This is a genomic window from Paraplanobispora takensis, assembly GCF_016863195.1.
Lineage (GTDB): Bacteria > Actinomycetota > Actinomycetes > Streptosporangiales > Streptosporangiaceae > Planobispora > Planobispora takensis.
Window position 1 is genome coordinate 38274 of the sequence record NZ_BOOK01000033.1, and the last position, 13654, is coordinate 51927.

Here is a 13654-nt window from a genome sequence, read left to right on the forward strand (position 1 = left end):
GGAAGCTCCTCACCCGACGGGGCCGAAGCCCGCGGGCACGCCGTGCCGCGCCCGACCGCGTCGCCGCGTCCGCTCACATGCTCACCTTCATCTCGGCCACAGCGGTGAGCGCAGCCCGGATCACCGCGAGATCATCGGAACTCAGATTGGCCCGCGCGGTCAACCGCAGGCAAGAGCGGCCGACCGGCACCGAAGGCGGCCGGAAGCATCCGGCGCGCACCCCGTGTTCCGCACAGATGAGGGCGGCCCTGAGTGCGGCCTCGGGTGCGCCGAGAACGACGGGGACGACCGCACCCGCCGGATCGCCGGTCTCCAGGCCGAGTTCGCGGGCCACGGCGGCCAGCTCCCTCGCCCTGCTCCGTACGAATTCGGGCAGTTCGGGCTGAGTTCGAAGGATATCCAGAGCGGCGAGTGCCGCGGCCACACTGCCCGGGGCCAGGCCGGTGTCGAAGATGAACGAACGGCCCGTGTCCACAAGGGTTTCGATCACTTCGGGCGCCCCGAGGACCGCTCCTCCCTGGGCACCGAGCGACTTCGACAGTGTGACGGTTCTCACAATCGCCCGTTCACCCGCCAGACCCGCTCCGTACACCGCGCCGCGTCCGCCGGGGCCGATCACGCCGAGCGCGTGCGCCTCGTCGACGACCAGCAGGGCGCCCTGCCGTACGGCCGCAGCGTGCAGTTCCTCCAGCGGCGCGAGGTCCCCGTCGACGGAGAAGACCGCGTCGGTGACCACGAGCGCGTGCTCCTCCTCCCGCTCGGCCAGCGCCTTCTCCACGGCGACGACGTCCTTGTGCGGGGTGACCGCCACGCGGGCGCGCGACAGCCGGCAGGCGTCCACGATCGAGGCGTGGTTGCCCGCGTCGGAGACCACCAGCCCGCCGGCGCCGAGGGCCGCCACGGCCGACAGGTTGGCCAGGTAGCCGGAGGAGAAGACCAGGGCGCTCTCGGCCCCGGCGAAGGCGCACAGCGCCGCCTCCAGCCGGGCGTGCAGCGCGGTGGACCCGGTGACCAGGCGGGAGCCGGTGGAGCCGGTGCCCCACGTGCGGGTGGCCCCGACCGCCGCCTCGGCCAGCCGCTCGTCCCTGGCCAGGCCGAGATAGTCGTTGGAGGCCAGGTCGATCAGACCGTCGTCGTCGGGCGTGCGCGCCCGCAGCGTCCTCCTCAGGCCCGCCGCGTCGCGCCTGGCCGTCGCCGCGCGCAGGCGCGCCAGCGGATCCCGGGTGTGCTCCATAGGGGGAATTTTGACAGTCGCGGCGGCCCGATTCGCGTTCGGGCCAGCAAAGAACGCATGATGCACGGGTGCCGACTCTTAGTGACCTGGCCGTCCGCCACACCGCGCTCGACGAAGCGGACCTCGAGTGGATGCACTCGCTGGTCTCCGACTGGCAGCTGCTGGCCGACCTGTCCTTCGCCGACCTCATCCTGTGGATCCCGCTCAGAGAGGGCACGGGGTGGATCGCCATCGCGCAGATGCGGCCCACGACCGGGCCCACCGTCTACCACGACGACGTCGTCGGCACGGTCATCGCCAAGGGAGAGCGCGAGCTCATCGACACCGCCTGGAACGAGCGGCGGATCTGCCGGGAGGGCGATCCCGACTGGTCCAGCGGGGTCCCGGTCCGCGAGGAGACCATCCCGGTACGGCGGGCCGACGCCGGTGCCGCGCCCGGCGAGCCGCCCGTGCAGCGCTATCTCGGGGTGATCCAGCGCTCGACGAACCTGTCCTCGGCGCGCACGCCGTCCCGGCTGGAGCTCACCTACCTGCAGAGCGCCTCCGACCTGGCCCAGATGGTGGCCGAGGGGCGCTTCCCCTTCTCCGGAGCCGAGCCGATCCTGGTCCGCTCGCCCCGGGTCGGCGACGGGCTGCTCCGGCTCGACCGGGCGGGCCGGGTCACCTACGCCTCGCCGAACGCCCTGTCGGCCTACCGGCGGCTGGGGCTCACCGCCGACCTGGTCGGCGCGGAGCTGGGCCGTACGACCGCCACGCTCTGCTACTCCGACGAGCCCATCAACGAGAACCTGATGGTCGTGGCCAGCGGCAAGGAACCGCGCGAGACCGAGGTGGAGGCGGGCGGCACGGTCGTGCAGCTGCGGGCGATCCCGCTGGTCGTCGGGGGCGGCCGGATCGGCGCGCTGGTGCTCATTCGCGACGTGACCGAATTGCGGCGCCGCGAGCGCGAGCTGATGACCAAGGACGCCACCATCCGGGAGATCCACCACCGGGTGAAGAACAACCTGCAGACGGTGGCGGCGCTGCTGCGGCTGCAGGCCAGGCGGCTGCGGGTGCCGGAGGGGCGCGAGGCGCTGGAGGAGGCGGTGCGCAGGGTCGGGTCGATCGCGATCGTGCACGAGACGCTGTCCCACACGCCCGAGGAGCAGGTGGACTTCGACGACATCGCCGACCGGGTCATCGCGATGGCCAGCGAGGTGTCGGCCCCCGAGGCCCAGGTGGCGCCGCGCCGGGTCGGGACGTTCGGGGTGCTGCGCTCGGAGATCGCGACGCCACTGGCGATGGTCCTCACCGAGCTGCTGCAGAACGCCGTCCAGCACGGGCTGGCGAACCGGCCGGGCCGGCTTCAGGTGATCGTCTCGCGGGGGTGCGACCGGCTCGACGTGATCGTCTCCGACGACGGGGCCGGTCTGCCCGAGGGGTTCGACCTGGAGTCGTCCACCAGCCTCGGGCTGCAGATCGTGCGGACGCTGGTCGTGGGGGAGCTGGCCGGGCGCCTGGCCATCGAGCCCCGCGCGGAGGGGGGCACCGAGGTCACCCTGGCCATCCCCCTCCCGGCCGCCTGACGGGCCGGGGCGGGGAGCGACGGGACGGGGCGGGTCAGACGGCGGCGCGGGCGCGGGCCCGGGCGGTGCGGCGCTTGAAGGCGCGGCGCTCGTCCTCGCTGAGGCCGCCCCACACGCCGGCGTCCTGGCCGGACTCCAGGGCCCACTTCAGGCAGGACTCGCTCACGGTGCACGTACGGCAGACCTGCTTGGCCTCTTCGATCTGCATCAGGGCTGGGCCGGTGTTGCCGATCGGGAAGAACAGCTCGGGGTCCACGTCACGGCAGGCAGCTCGGTGGCGCCAGTCCATGCGTCCACTCCTTCGTGTGAGGAGCCCTTTGCGTGGCTCCGTCGGCTCACTTTGTGAAGACTTTCACTAGCTAACGCGGACATCGTCCGGACCGGGTTCGGTCCGGAGAGGTCTGCGATGATCGCCGGTGGCCTGAGAGCGAGGTACGTTCAAAGGTCCTACGTTCCGACGTCAATGTTGAGATTGTCAGCCGAGGTCAGCGCACGCAAGGGTTTTGGAAGAACGTTTTCCCGGTAGGTATGTCGGATGCGTCACACGATGACGGGTTGTAACGATCTAGACCACGACCTGTAACGCGTTAGGGATAGACCGGAAAGTCACGCTCTCCACCTCTCCGAGGTAGTCGCCGTCGAGCTGATAGGCCACCGGCCGCTCGGCGGTCAGGGTGAACTCCTTCTCGTCGTGCAGCTGCACCAGATGCCTGCCGCTGGGCAGGGTCTCCCGGGTGCCGATGATCTGGGACAGCAGGTGGACCATGGCCGCCGGGCCCAGGCGCTGCAGGCCCAGCAGGTCCAGGCCGGTCTCGAAGCCCGCCCACGGGGTCGGGCAGACCGGCCGGGGCCCCACGTAGGACCAGGGGGAGGTGTTGGAGACCACTGCCATGAAGACGCCCTGGGCCGGGGGGATCCCCGGGCCCTCCAGGGTCATCGCGGCGTGGCGCTTGTCGGTCGACAGATAGTGGCGCAGCGCCGTGTTCACATAGCGGGCCGGGGTGGCCTTCAGCCCGGTGCCGCGCATCCCCTCGACCGCCCGGATGACCTCGGCGTCGTAGCCCAGGCCGCTGCAGAAGGTGAAGTAGCGGCTCTGCCCCTCCCACAGGGCCTGGCCGAGCCCGACCGTGCGCCGGCGGTCCTGCCCCACCGCCTCCAGGACCATGCCGGTGGCCTCCACCGGGTCGTTGGGCAGGCCGAGCGCCCGCGCGAAGACGTTCGCGCTCCCCCCGGGGATCACCAGCAGCGCCGGCCGGTCGGCCGCCGACTCCCCGTCGTCGGCCTCGAGCAGGCCGTTGACGGTCTCGTTGATGGTGCCGTCGCCGCCGAGCACCGCCATCACGTCGAACCCGGCCGCGTGCGCCGTACGGGCCAGGTGGGCGGCGTGCCCCCGGTATCCGGTCTCCTCGACGGTGAGATCCATCGTCGCGCCCAGTGCCCTGATGAGGACGTCCTGCGTCCGCTGGTTGGTCGTCGTGGCCTTGGGGTTCACCAGGAGCATCGCACGCATAAGGCCAGCGTATCCATCTATAACGGTACATAGGCGGCGCACGACCGATCGGCCCCCAACGGCTATAGGGTTGACCCCGTGCCGAACCGTCCGACGACCTTGACCGTCGCCGCCGCAGTCCTGGGCCTGGAGGGCCTCGCCGCCGTGCTGCTGGGCGGCTACGTCGGCATCGAGACGGTGATCGGTCAGCCGGACGACGTCATGAGCTCGGTCTTCGTCGCCGGGTTCGGGCTGGTCATCGGCGGCGCCCTGCTCAGAGTCGCCTGGGGGATGCTCCGGATGGAGCGGTGGACCCGCAGCCCCGGAGTGCTGACCCAGATCTTCATGATCCCGGTCTGTGTGACGCTGTTCCAGTCCGGCCAGACGTTGCTCGGCGTCCCCCTCGCCGCCGCGGCCGTGGCCGGACTGGTCACGCTGCTGTCCCCGCCGACGACCCGCGTGCTCTACGGAGACGAGCCGCCGCGCGGGGCGTAGGCGCGAGGGCCTAGTCGTCGGCCGTGAGGCCCTCGCGGAGCTGGGTCAGCGTCCTGGCCAGCAGCCGGGAGACGTGCATCTGCGAGATGCCCAGCTCCGTGGCGATCTGCGACTGCGTCATGTTGCCGAAGAAGCGCAGCAGCAGGATCCGCTTCTCGCGCGGCGGGAGCCGTTCGAGCAGCGGCTTGAGCGACTCGCGGTATTCGACGCCCTCCAGGGAGTCGTCCACGATGCCCAGGGAGTCGGCCACCGCGGGCGCGTCGTCGTCACCGGAGTCGGGGGCGTCGAGGGAGACCGTGGAGTAGGCGTTGGCCGACTCCAGCCCTTCGAGCACCTCCTCCTCGCTCATCTTCAGGAACGCGGCCAGCTCGGCGACGGTGGGCGCCCGGCCCTCGCGCTGCGACAGCTCGCTTATGGCCTTGGTGAGCGAGAGCTTCAGCTCCTGCAGGCGGCGCGGCACGCGGACCGCCCAGCCCTTGTCGCGGAAGTGACGTTTGATCTCGCCCACGATCGTCGGCGTGGCGTAGGTGGAGAACTCCACCCCGCGGCTGAGATCGAAGCGGTCGATGGACTTGATGAGGCCGATGGTGGCGACCTGGGTCAGGTCGTCGAGCCACTCGCCGCGGTTGCGGAACCGGCGGGCGAGGTATTCGACCAGAGGCAGGTGAAGCTCGACGAGCTCGTCACGGATGCGCTGGCGTCGCGGGTCGTCGGGGGTCAACTCCGCCAGTTCGCCGAAGAGCGTGCGCGCGCGAACCCTGTCGGGCACCGCGTGGTCGCTGGTGGCCATGGCACGAGTCCTTTCCGTCACGCCGGCCTCGCCGCGCCTCGGCGCTTGCGGAGCACGATCGCCATACGGTCCGGGGAGTCGGTCACCGCGTCGACGTCGTCGGCCAGGGCGGTGAGCACCATCCACGCGAACTCGTCACGCTTGGGCAGGGCGCTTCCCACCGTGCTGACCTCGACCCGGACCTGCATCTCCTGACCGGTGAGCTCGAACTCGGCGATCAGGTCGGTGCCCGGGACGGCCTGGGTCAACAACATCGCACACGCCTCGTCGACCGCGATCCGCAGATCCTCGATCTCGTCAAGCGTGAAGTCCAGCCGTGCGGCCAAACCGGCAGTGGCCGTACGTAACACGGACAGATAGGCACTCACGGCAGGGAGCCGGACGGTCACCACATCACGGATCCCGCCCATACCGACCGTAGGCGCCTCAGTGTGCTCGGTCACATTCCTCCTCGCAGAGTCGCTCACTGCAACCTACCGCCATGCAACGGTACATGGCCCTGTTGGACGCGCGATGAGGAGGATTTGCCCTATCTATGAGGCTGTATTGGACGCTGGGGCCGGCGGGTCACAAAATTGGGCCCCCTCGCCGCGGCGAGCGCGGCCAGGGGGCCCGGTGACCATGGGGCCGGAGTGATCAGGCGGCCTTGGTCTCCCAGAAGATCTTGGAAATCTCGTCGATCTTGGCCAGGAGCTCCTCGGCCTTGGAGACGTCGACGGTGCCCTTGGCGCCGGCGGCGCCCGCCAGCTTGGTGGCGTCCCAGAACAGCTGGTGGAGCTGGGGGTAGGCCTCCAGGTGCGGGGGCTTGAAGTAGTCGGTCCACAGCACCCACAGGTGGTGCTTGACCAGGTCGGCCCGCTCCTCCTTGATGCCGAGCGCGCGGGAACGGAAGACCGGGTCCTCGTTCGCGGCGTACTTCTCCATGATGGCCTTCACGGACTCGGCCTCGATGCGGGCCTGGGCCGGGTCGTAGACACCGCAGGGCAGGTCGCAGTGCGCCGAGGCGACGTGCCGGGGGCGCAGAAGTCGTGCGAGCATCGGAAAATCCTTCCTTGATGCTGAGATCAGCATGGTCTGGATCCGACCTTACTCGCCTTCGAAAACCCGTGCCTGGAGGGGTGTGCGCCTCGTGAGAGTCCGTGTCGAGGGGGATTCCATGCTTCCCGTCCTGCGCCCCGGGGACTGGTTGTGGGTACGGCGCGGCGCGCGGATCCGGGCCGGTGACCTGGTCCTCGCCAGGCTCCCCGAAGACCCCTCCCGGCTGATCGTCAAACGCGCCGCCTGGCCGGAGGGCGACGGCTGGTGGCTGGAGAGCGACAACCAGCGAGCCGGTGGCCGCAGGGACAGCTGGGACTTCGGCGCCGTCCCGGTGGCGGGCCGGGTGGTCGCGCGCTACAGGCCCGTCTTCTCCTTGCCGGTCTTCTTCCGGGCGCGGTAGGCGGCCACGTTCGCCCGGCTGGCGCACCGCTCCGAGCAGTAGCGGCGCGAGCGGTTGGAAGAGGTGTCGAGATAGGCGCGGCGGCAGGGGGAGGCCTGGCACAGGCCGAGCCGGTCGGCGCCCAGGTCGGTCACGATGGCGGCCAGGCCCATCACCGCGCCCACGATGTACTGGTCGGAGAAGCGGCCGCCCTCGGTGAGGTGCATGTGCCAGGCCTCACCGTCGTGGTCGGAGATCTGCGGGTGGACCGGGTGACGGCGCAGCAGCGCGTTGAGCCGGTCGACCACCTCGCGCTCGTCGCCCTCGGCCGCGGCCTCGAACACCGCGACGAGCTCCTCGCGCAGCTCGCGCAGGGCGGCGAGGTCGTCGCGGTCCAGCCGCGAGGCCTGCCGCGGGTGCCCGCCGTCCTCCAGGAGGGCGCGCAGGCCCTCCAGGCCGGTGAGGCGGTCGGGGCTGTTGACGAGCAGCACGGCCAGCTCGGCGTAGGAGGTCAGGTCCACGGGGAGATTCCGTCGATGTAAGCGATGGATGGCTAGGCCGAGTATTACACGAGTGACGCGGTTAACACGCTGTCAACGAAAGTGAGCAATCCCTGTCATCCACCGCAGTCTCACCATGTGGCACAATCAAAAAACGGGTGACCCCCGTACCCCCTCTCTGACGACCGTTCCCAGCGTGTAAGACCTGAGCGGCTACCGAAGCCGGGCCACGCTTCCCACGGCGTCTACGAAGGAAACATCCGTCTGTCTGACTGAACTACAGGGGTCGCTGTGGCCGTCACGCCATCCTCCATTTCCCTCGAATCCCTCGATCTGGATCCCGCCTTCGCCCTGCACCGCGGCGGCAAGCTGGAGGTCCGCTCCACCGTCCCGGTCCGCAACGCCGAGGACCTGTCCCTGGCCTACACGCCGGGCGTGGCCAAGGTCTGCACCGCGATCGCCGAGGAGCCCGAGCTCGTCAACGACTACACCTGGGTCTCCAACGTCGTGGCCGTCGTCTCCGACGGCACCGCCGTGCTCGGCCTGGGAGACATCGGCCCGGCCGCCGCCATGCCCGTCATGGAGGGCAAGGCCCTGCTGTTCAAGCAGTTCGCCAACGTCGACGCCGTGCCCATCTGCCTCGACTGCACCGACGTGGACGCCCTGGTCGAGACCGTGGCGCGGCTGGCGCCCTCGTTCGGCGGCATCAACCTGGAGGACATCAGCGCCCCCCGCTGCTTCGAGGTCGAGGACCGGCTGCGCGAGCTCCTGGACATCCCCGTCTTCCACGACGACCAGCACGGCACCGCCATCGTCGCGCTGGCCGCGCTGAAGAACGCGGCCCGGCTGACCGGCCGCTCCCTGGGCGACATGCGGGCCGTGGTGGCCGGCGCCGGCGCCTCCGGCGTCGCGGTCAGCCGCATCCTGCTGGGCGCCGGCGTCGGCGACATCGCGGTCTCCGACTCCCGCGGGATCATCTACGAGGGCCGCGGAGGCCTCAACCCCTTCAAGGAGGCCCTGGCGCGCGACACCAACCGGGCGGGCCTGCGCGGCTCCACCGAGGAGGCGCTGGCCGGCGCCGACGTGTTCATCGGCCTGTCCGGCTCGACGGTCTCGGAGGAGGCCATCGCGTCGATGGCGCCCGACGCCATCGTCTTCGCGCTGTCCAACCCGACGCCGGAGGTCCACCCCGACGTCGCCCGCCGGCACGCGCGGGTGGTCGCCACCGGCCGCTCCGACTTCCCCAACCAGATCAACAACGTGCTCGCCTTCCCCGGCGTCTTCCGCGGGGCGCTGGACGTGCGCGCCACCACCATCACCGAGAACATGAAGGTCGCCGCGGCCGAGGCGCTGGCCGCCGTGGTCGGCGACGACCTGTCGGCCGACTACGTCATCCCGAGCCCGTTCGACGAGCGCGTCGCGCCCGCGGTCGTCGCCGCGGTCGCCGGCCAGGCCCGCGCCGACGGGGTCGCCCGGCTCTGACCGGCCGCTGTGACCACGACCCGGCTGTGACCACGACCCGGCTGTGACCACGACCCGGCTCTGATCGGGTTCTCCCGGCTCCGACCGTGCGGAGCCCGCCCACCCGTGGGCCCCGCACCTTCCGGACTCACCCCGCAGGACGCCTTCCGCCCGACCGGCGAGGCGTCCTGTGTCATGCCGATGCCAAGATTCGTCACGGACTGTGCTATAAAAAGAGCCCTCCGTTATCTTCTCGGGCAGGGCGCGCACGAGGAACGGATGTGTGCGCGGCGGGACGCCGGATGCGTCCGTCGCGCTCCCCCGCATTTCCCCACCGTCGAGGAGAGCGATGGAACGCGAGCCCAACCGACTGCTCAAGCGGCTCATGGTCGAGGCAGGGTTCACCTACAACGGAGTGGCCAGAAGGCTCAACGATCTCGGCAGGACCCGCGGCCTGACCGGGCTGCGATACGACCACAGCTCGGTCACGCGCTGGCTCGGTGGCCAGCGTCCCAAGGAGCCGGTTCCGGGCCTGCTGAGCGAGATCTTCACCCTCCGGCTCGGCCGTACGGTCGCCCCGGAGGATCTGGGACTGCCCGCGTCATCCCCCCTCGATCTCGGGCAGGAGTTCAATCACACCTGGCATGAGGGGGTTGCAACCGTGACAGCACTGTGGCGAGCGGACGTCGAGAGGCGCAGGTTCCTGCTCGACTCCACCTTCGTGATCGGAGCCGGTTCCGTCGGCGCCGTGAAATGGCTCGCCCTCCCGCAGCAGACGCGTCCCGTGGCGGGCGGCTCCCGGCGGGTGGGGATGGCCGACATCGCCGCGATCCGGGAGGTGACCCGGTCCTTCGGCGAGCTGGACAACAGGTTCGGCGGCGGGCGGATCCGCTCGGCGGTCGTGAAATACCTGGACACCGCCGTCGCGCCGCTGCTCAACGACGGCTCCTACGCCGAGGCCACCGGTAAGGAGCTCGCCTCGGCCGCGGCGGAGCTGACCCGGCTGGCCGGCTGGATGGCCTACGACCTGGAGCACCACGGCGTGGCGCAGCGCTATCTCATCCAGGCGCTGCATCTGGCCAGGGGAGCGGGCGACCACGGCCTCGGCGGGGAGATCCTCGCCGGGATGAGCCACCAGGCCGTCTACCTCGGCCAGCCCGTCCACGCCCTCGACCTGGCCAGGGCGGCCCAGCTGTCGGCCCAGCGCGCGGGCGTCCCCGCGCTGCTGGCCGAGGCCTACGTCCTGGAGGCCCACTCCCACGCCCTGCGCGAGGACGGCGCGGCCTGCGCCAAGGCGCTGCACCACGCCGAGGAGGCCTTCGACCGCAGGAAGGCGGGCCAGGAGCCCGGCTGGATCGCCTACTTCGACGAGGCCTACATGTCGGCCAAGTTCGCCCACTGCTTCCGCGACCTGGGCGACGGGGAGCAGGCCGTACGGCACGCGCGGCGGTCGCTGCAGATGGACGGGCGGTTCGTGCGCGGACGCATGTTCAACCTGTCGCTGCTGGCCGCGGGCCTGCTGCGCCGCGGGCAGGTGGAGGAGGCATGCGCGGCGGCGGGCGAGGCGCTGGATCTGGCCGGCGGGCTGCAGTCGGCCAGGACCCGCTCCTACCTCAGGGACCTGTGGCGGCGCCTGCGCCCCCACGCCGCCGAGTCACCGGTGGCGGCGCTGGGCGAGCGGATGCGGCAGCTCGTCCCGGCCTGAGTTCCGGCTCGGGTTCCGGCCCGGGTTCCGGCCCGGGAAAAGCGGAAGGGGCCCGGTCCGAAGACCGGGCCCCTCGACGTCGCAGGCGGAAGACTCCTAGCGCAGGAGCTCGCCCTTGTCGCTGACGATCCGGGTGTTCCTGACCACGTTGGCCTCGTTGTAGACCCCGGCGGCGTCGCCGTCGAAGTACGGCGAGCTGACGAAGTCGATGCGCTCGTTGCCGTCCTGGTCGTGGAAGAGGCTGGTCACACCGTTGACGAAGCCCAGGCGCTTGGCGTTGTTGTACTTGAGGATCCACGGGCCGCCGTCGGCACCCGGGGTCATCGAGCACCGCAGCGCGATCTGGTCCTCGACCTTGTAGTCGTTGACCGCGTAGGTGCTGGTGTTGGTCTTGCCGTAGCAGTACTTCGGCGTCAGGCCGGTGTAGGGCTTGTCGCCGTCGGGGTGCGGGGCGGCGGGGTAGCCGAAGGCGAAGACCGGCTGGCCGATCTTCTGGTTCCACGCGAAGCCCTGCCCGCCGACGACCTCACCGAGGCGGCCGGTCTCCTTGGCCAGGCCGATGACGTACTTCTCGACCCAGTAGTAGGTGGTCGTCGTCACGTCGGTCTTGACCCACTTCTTGATGAAGTACTGGGTCTTGTACCACTCGATCTCGGTGTCGTTCTTGTCCTTGACAGTGGTCAGCTGACCGAGGAAGTTGCCGGCGGCCTTCTCCTTGACGAGCTTGTCGTACTCCTCCTTGGAGATCGGGGTCTTGCCCTTGTCCCCGCTCTTGGACTCGTAGCGCTCGTTGTTGGCGTAGGCGGAGCTGGCGACCGGGGCCTTGCCGTAGTCGTAGGAGGTCACCTCGACGGCCAGCAGCCGGACGCCGCCCTTGCCCTCCTCGGTGAGGTACTTGGGGTCGGAACGGTCAGCCGGCGGGTTGACGGTCTGGACGTCCTTGGCGACCTTGTCCTCCTTCTTGTACGGCCCCAGCGGGCCGTACTTGGAGACACCGGCGGCGTACTCGTCGGCGGTGATCTCCTTGGGCTCGATCCACTTGCCGCCCTTCCAGTCGGCGAACTCGGCGCCGGTGACGACCTTCTCGCCGTTCAGGACGAAGCCGTTGTAGACCGCGACGAAGGCGTAGTCGTGGTCGAAGTCCTCGTGGACGGAGAAGTTGTAGTGGGTGAAGGCGGCCTGGCCGACGTAGAGACCCCAGGGAGCCTTGCCCTGGTAGTAACCCGGGACGAAGACCCAGTTGCTCACGACCTCCTTGTTGCCCTCGACGTCGTAGGCGCAGTGGCCGGCGGTGGAGACGAGGTTGAGGTAGCGCGACTGGATCGAGGTGCCCGAGCACCAGCGCGGCTGGCCCTTGTGGTCGAGGAAGAACACCTTGCCGATGGTCCTGGGCAGGTTGACGTTCTTCACCTTGGCGGAGGGGCCGCTCTTGCCACCGGTGGGGGCCACGCTGCCGGCCTTGCCGTCACTGGTGTCGCCCTGGGTGGCCACCAGCTTGGTGACCTCCTTGGAGTCCCAGTTGTACTGGGTGGCCTTCTTCAGCGCGGCGCCGTTGGCGTCGAGCCAGAACTTGGCGATCGCGTAGGCGCCCGGGGCACCGGCGGTGAGGTTCTCACGGTCGAACTCCGGGGCGGTCGCCTGGGCGGGGGAGGCCAGGGCCGCGGCGGACAGGCCGGCGACGGTGAGGGGGATGAGGAGATGCTTTGCGCGGGGGTTCACAATGACTCCAGGATGGGGTGACGTCCCAGGGGGCTCAGGCGTCACACGACAGATTATGGGAAACCGTATCGATCTCCCGTACTCCCTGGTAGAGGCGCTGCCTGGGAATTGGGTCACGAATGCCGACAACGTCCGGTCAATGACGTCGAACGACGGAGGGGCCCGGTCCGAAGACCGGGCCCCTCCGTTTCACACTGGTGAGTCAGAGACGGGAAGCCTCTGCCTCGGGATCATCGGATCCGTACGGCTTACTTGTACAGCTCGCCGTTGGCGCCGACGATGCGGCCCGACCACACGTTGGCGGCCTTGGCGTAGATCGCGGCGGTCTCGCCGTCGAAGTACGCCGAGGTGCTCAGGTCGTAGCGGTCGTTACCGTCCTGGTCACCGAACAGGCTGGTGACACCGTTGACGTAGCCGAGACGCTTGGCGCTGCTGTACTTGATGAGCCACGGGGAGCCGTCGGCACCCGGGGTCATCGAGCACTTGAGGCCAACGTGCTCCTCGACCTTCTCGGCGGCGGAGACGTAGACCTTGCCGGAGGTCTTGCCGTAGCACCACTTCGGCGTGACACCGGTGAAGGACTTGTTGCCGTCACCGTGGGCAGCCGCCGGGTAACCGAAGATGTAGGTCGCCTGACCGGTCTTCTGGTTCCAGGCGAAGCCCTGGCCGCCGACGTTGTCACCGAGGCGACCGGCGTCCTTGGACAGCTCGATGTGGTAGGTCTTCAGGAACCACTTGGTGACCGAGACCTCGGAGGACTTGATCCACTTCTTGACGAAGAACTGGGTCGAGTACCACTCGATCTCGTTGCCGTTGCCGTCCTTGACGACGGTCAGCTCGCCGAGGAACTTGCCGGCGGCCTTCTCCGCGACCAGCTTGGCGTAGGTCTCCTTGCTGATGCTGACCTTGCCGGTGGTGCCGGCCTGCTCGCCGTTCTTGTAGGCGGCAGTGCCGGGGGCGGCCTTGCCGTACTCGTACGAGGTGACCTCGACGGTGGTCAGCTTGACGCCCTTGTAGCCGTTGTCGCTGAGGTACTCGCAGAGCTCGCGCTCGGTGTAGTACCGGCCGTTGGCCGGAGCCGGCGGGTTGACCGACTCAACGTTCTTGGAAACCGTGGTCTCCGAGAAGTACTGACCCGCGGGGCCGTACTTGGCGAGACCGGCCGCGCCCTCCTCAGCGGAGACTTCCTTGACGTTGACGTACTTCGGGCCCACGAACTTGGCGTACTCGTCGGCGGTGACGGTCTTCTCACCGTTGTAGGAGATGCCGTTGTAGACCG

General features: G+C 69.6%; 14 protein-coding genes. 5 read left to right on the forward strand and 9 right to left on the reverse strand.

Going from position 1 to position 13654, the window contains the following annotated elements; all coding sequences use genetic code 11:
• Positions 1-73: 73 nt before the first annotated feature.
• Entirely contained in the window at positions 74-1234 is a 1161-nt protein-coding gene (locus Pta02_RS22795; RefSeq protein WP_203876940.1) for an 8-amino-7-oxononanoate synthase, read from the reverse strand.
• 68 nt (positions 1235-1302) lie between these two features.
• On the opposite strand from Pta02_RS22795, the gene Pta02_RS22800 reads away from it, so the two are divergent.
• A complete protein-coding gene (locus Pta02_RS22800) occupies positions 1303-2799 on the forward strand; it encodes a PAS domain-containing sensor histidine kinase (protein WP_203876941.1) in 1497 nt (498 codons plus the stop codon).
• A gap of 34 nt (positions 2800-2833) precedes the next feature.
• Here the strand turns inward: Pta02_RS22800 and Pta02_RS22805 are convergent, their stop codons facing one another.
• Positions 2834-3088 (reverse strand): WhiB family transcriptional regulator, encoded by a 255-nt coding sequence (locus Pta02_RS22805; protein ID WP_203876942.1) that lies wholly within the window; start codon positions 3086-3088, stop codon positions 2834-2836.
• Positions 3089-3364: 276 nt separating this feature from the next.
• A complete protein-coding gene (locus Pta02_RS22810) occupies positions 3365-4309 on the reverse strand; it encodes a diacylglycerol/lipid kinase family protein (protein ID WP_203876943.1) in 945 nt (314 codons plus the stop codon).
• A 78-nt stretch (positions 4310-4387) separates the two neighbouring features.
• Between Pta02_RS22810 and Pta02_RS22815 the strand changes: the two genes are divergently transcribed.
• Positions 4388-4783 carry a hypothetical protein gene (locus Pta02_RS22815; protein ID WP_203876944.1) on the forward strand — a complete coding sequence of 132 codons (396 nt, stop codon included), beginning with the start codon at positions 4388-4390 and terminating at the stop codon, positions 4781-4783.
• Between the two features lie 10 nt (positions 4784-4793).
• Here the strand turns inward: Pta02_RS22815 and Pta02_RS22820 are convergent, their stop codons facing one another.
• The 3 genes from Pta02_RS22820 to sodN form a co-directional block, all read right to left on the reverse strand.
• A complete protein-coding gene (locus tag Pta02_RS22820; RefSeq protein ID WP_203876945.1) occupies positions 4794-5573 on the reverse strand; it encodes an RNA polymerase sigma factor SigF in 780 nt (259 codons plus the stop codon).
• A gap of 17 nt (positions 5574-5590) precedes the next feature.
• The gene (locus tag Pta02_RS22825; protein WP_373872412.1) at positions 5591-6016 is read right to left on the reverse strand and encodes an ATP-binding protein; all 426 of its coding nucleotides are present in this window, start codon (positions 6014-6016) and stop codon (positions 5591-5593) included.
• Positions 6017-6209: 193 nt separating this feature from the next.
• Positions 6210-6611, reverse strand: a complete 402-nt coding sequence (gene sodN / locus Pta02_RS22830; protein ID WP_203876946.1) for a superoxide dismutase, Ni — start codon at positions 6609-6611, stop codon at positions 6210-6212.
• Positions 6612-6642: 31 nt separating this feature from the next.
• On the opposite strand from sodN, the gene Pta02_RS22835 reads away from it, so the two are divergent.
• A complete protein-coding gene (locus tag Pta02_RS22835; protein ID WP_203876947.1) occupies positions 6643-7011 on the forward strand; it encodes a S24/S26 family peptidase in 369 nt (122 codons plus the stop codon).
• Here Pta02_RS22835 and Pta02_RS22840 read toward each other — a convergent pair.
• Complete coding sequence (locus tag Pta02_RS22840) at positions 6966-7511, reverse strand: CGNR zinc finger domain-containing protein (RefSeq protein WP_203876948.1); 546 nt, start codon at positions 7509-7511, stop codon at positions 6966-6968. The two genes, Pta02_RS22835 and Pta02_RS22840, sit on opposite strands and share 46 nt — an antisense overlap.
• A gap of 270 nt (positions 7512-7781) precedes the next feature.
• Between Pta02_RS22840 and Pta02_RS22845 the strand changes: the two genes are divergently transcribed.
• Positions 7782-8972, forward strand: a complete 1191-nt coding sequence (locus tag Pta02_RS22845; RefSeq protein WP_239131164.1) for an NAD(P)-dependent malic enzyme — start codon at positions 7782-7784, stop codon at positions 8970-8972.
• A 328-nt stretch (positions 8973-9300) separates the two neighbouring features.
• The gene (locus Pta02_RS22850; protein ID WP_203876949.1) at positions 9301-10656 is read left to right on the forward strand and encodes an NsdA family TPR-like regulatory protein; all 1356 of its coding nucleotides are present in this window, start codon (positions 9301-9303) and stop codon (positions 10654-10656) included.
• A gap of 96 nt (positions 10657-10752) precedes the next feature.
• Here Pta02_RS22850 and Pta02_RS22855 read toward each other — a convergent pair whose 3' ends face one another.
• Together Pta02_RS22855 and Pta02_RS41355 are read right to left on the reverse strand one after the other, a co-directional pair.
• A complete protein-coding gene (locus Pta02_RS22855; protein ID WP_203876950.1) occupies positions 10753-12375 on the reverse strand; it encodes a trypsin-like serine peptidase in 1623 nt (540 codons plus the stop codon).
• Positions 12376-12623: 248 nt separating this feature from the next.
• Positions 12624-13654: trypsin-like serine peptidase (locus tag Pta02_RS41355; RefSeq protein WP_507763422.1), on the reverse strand; the 1031-nt coding region annotated here is incomplete at its 5' end.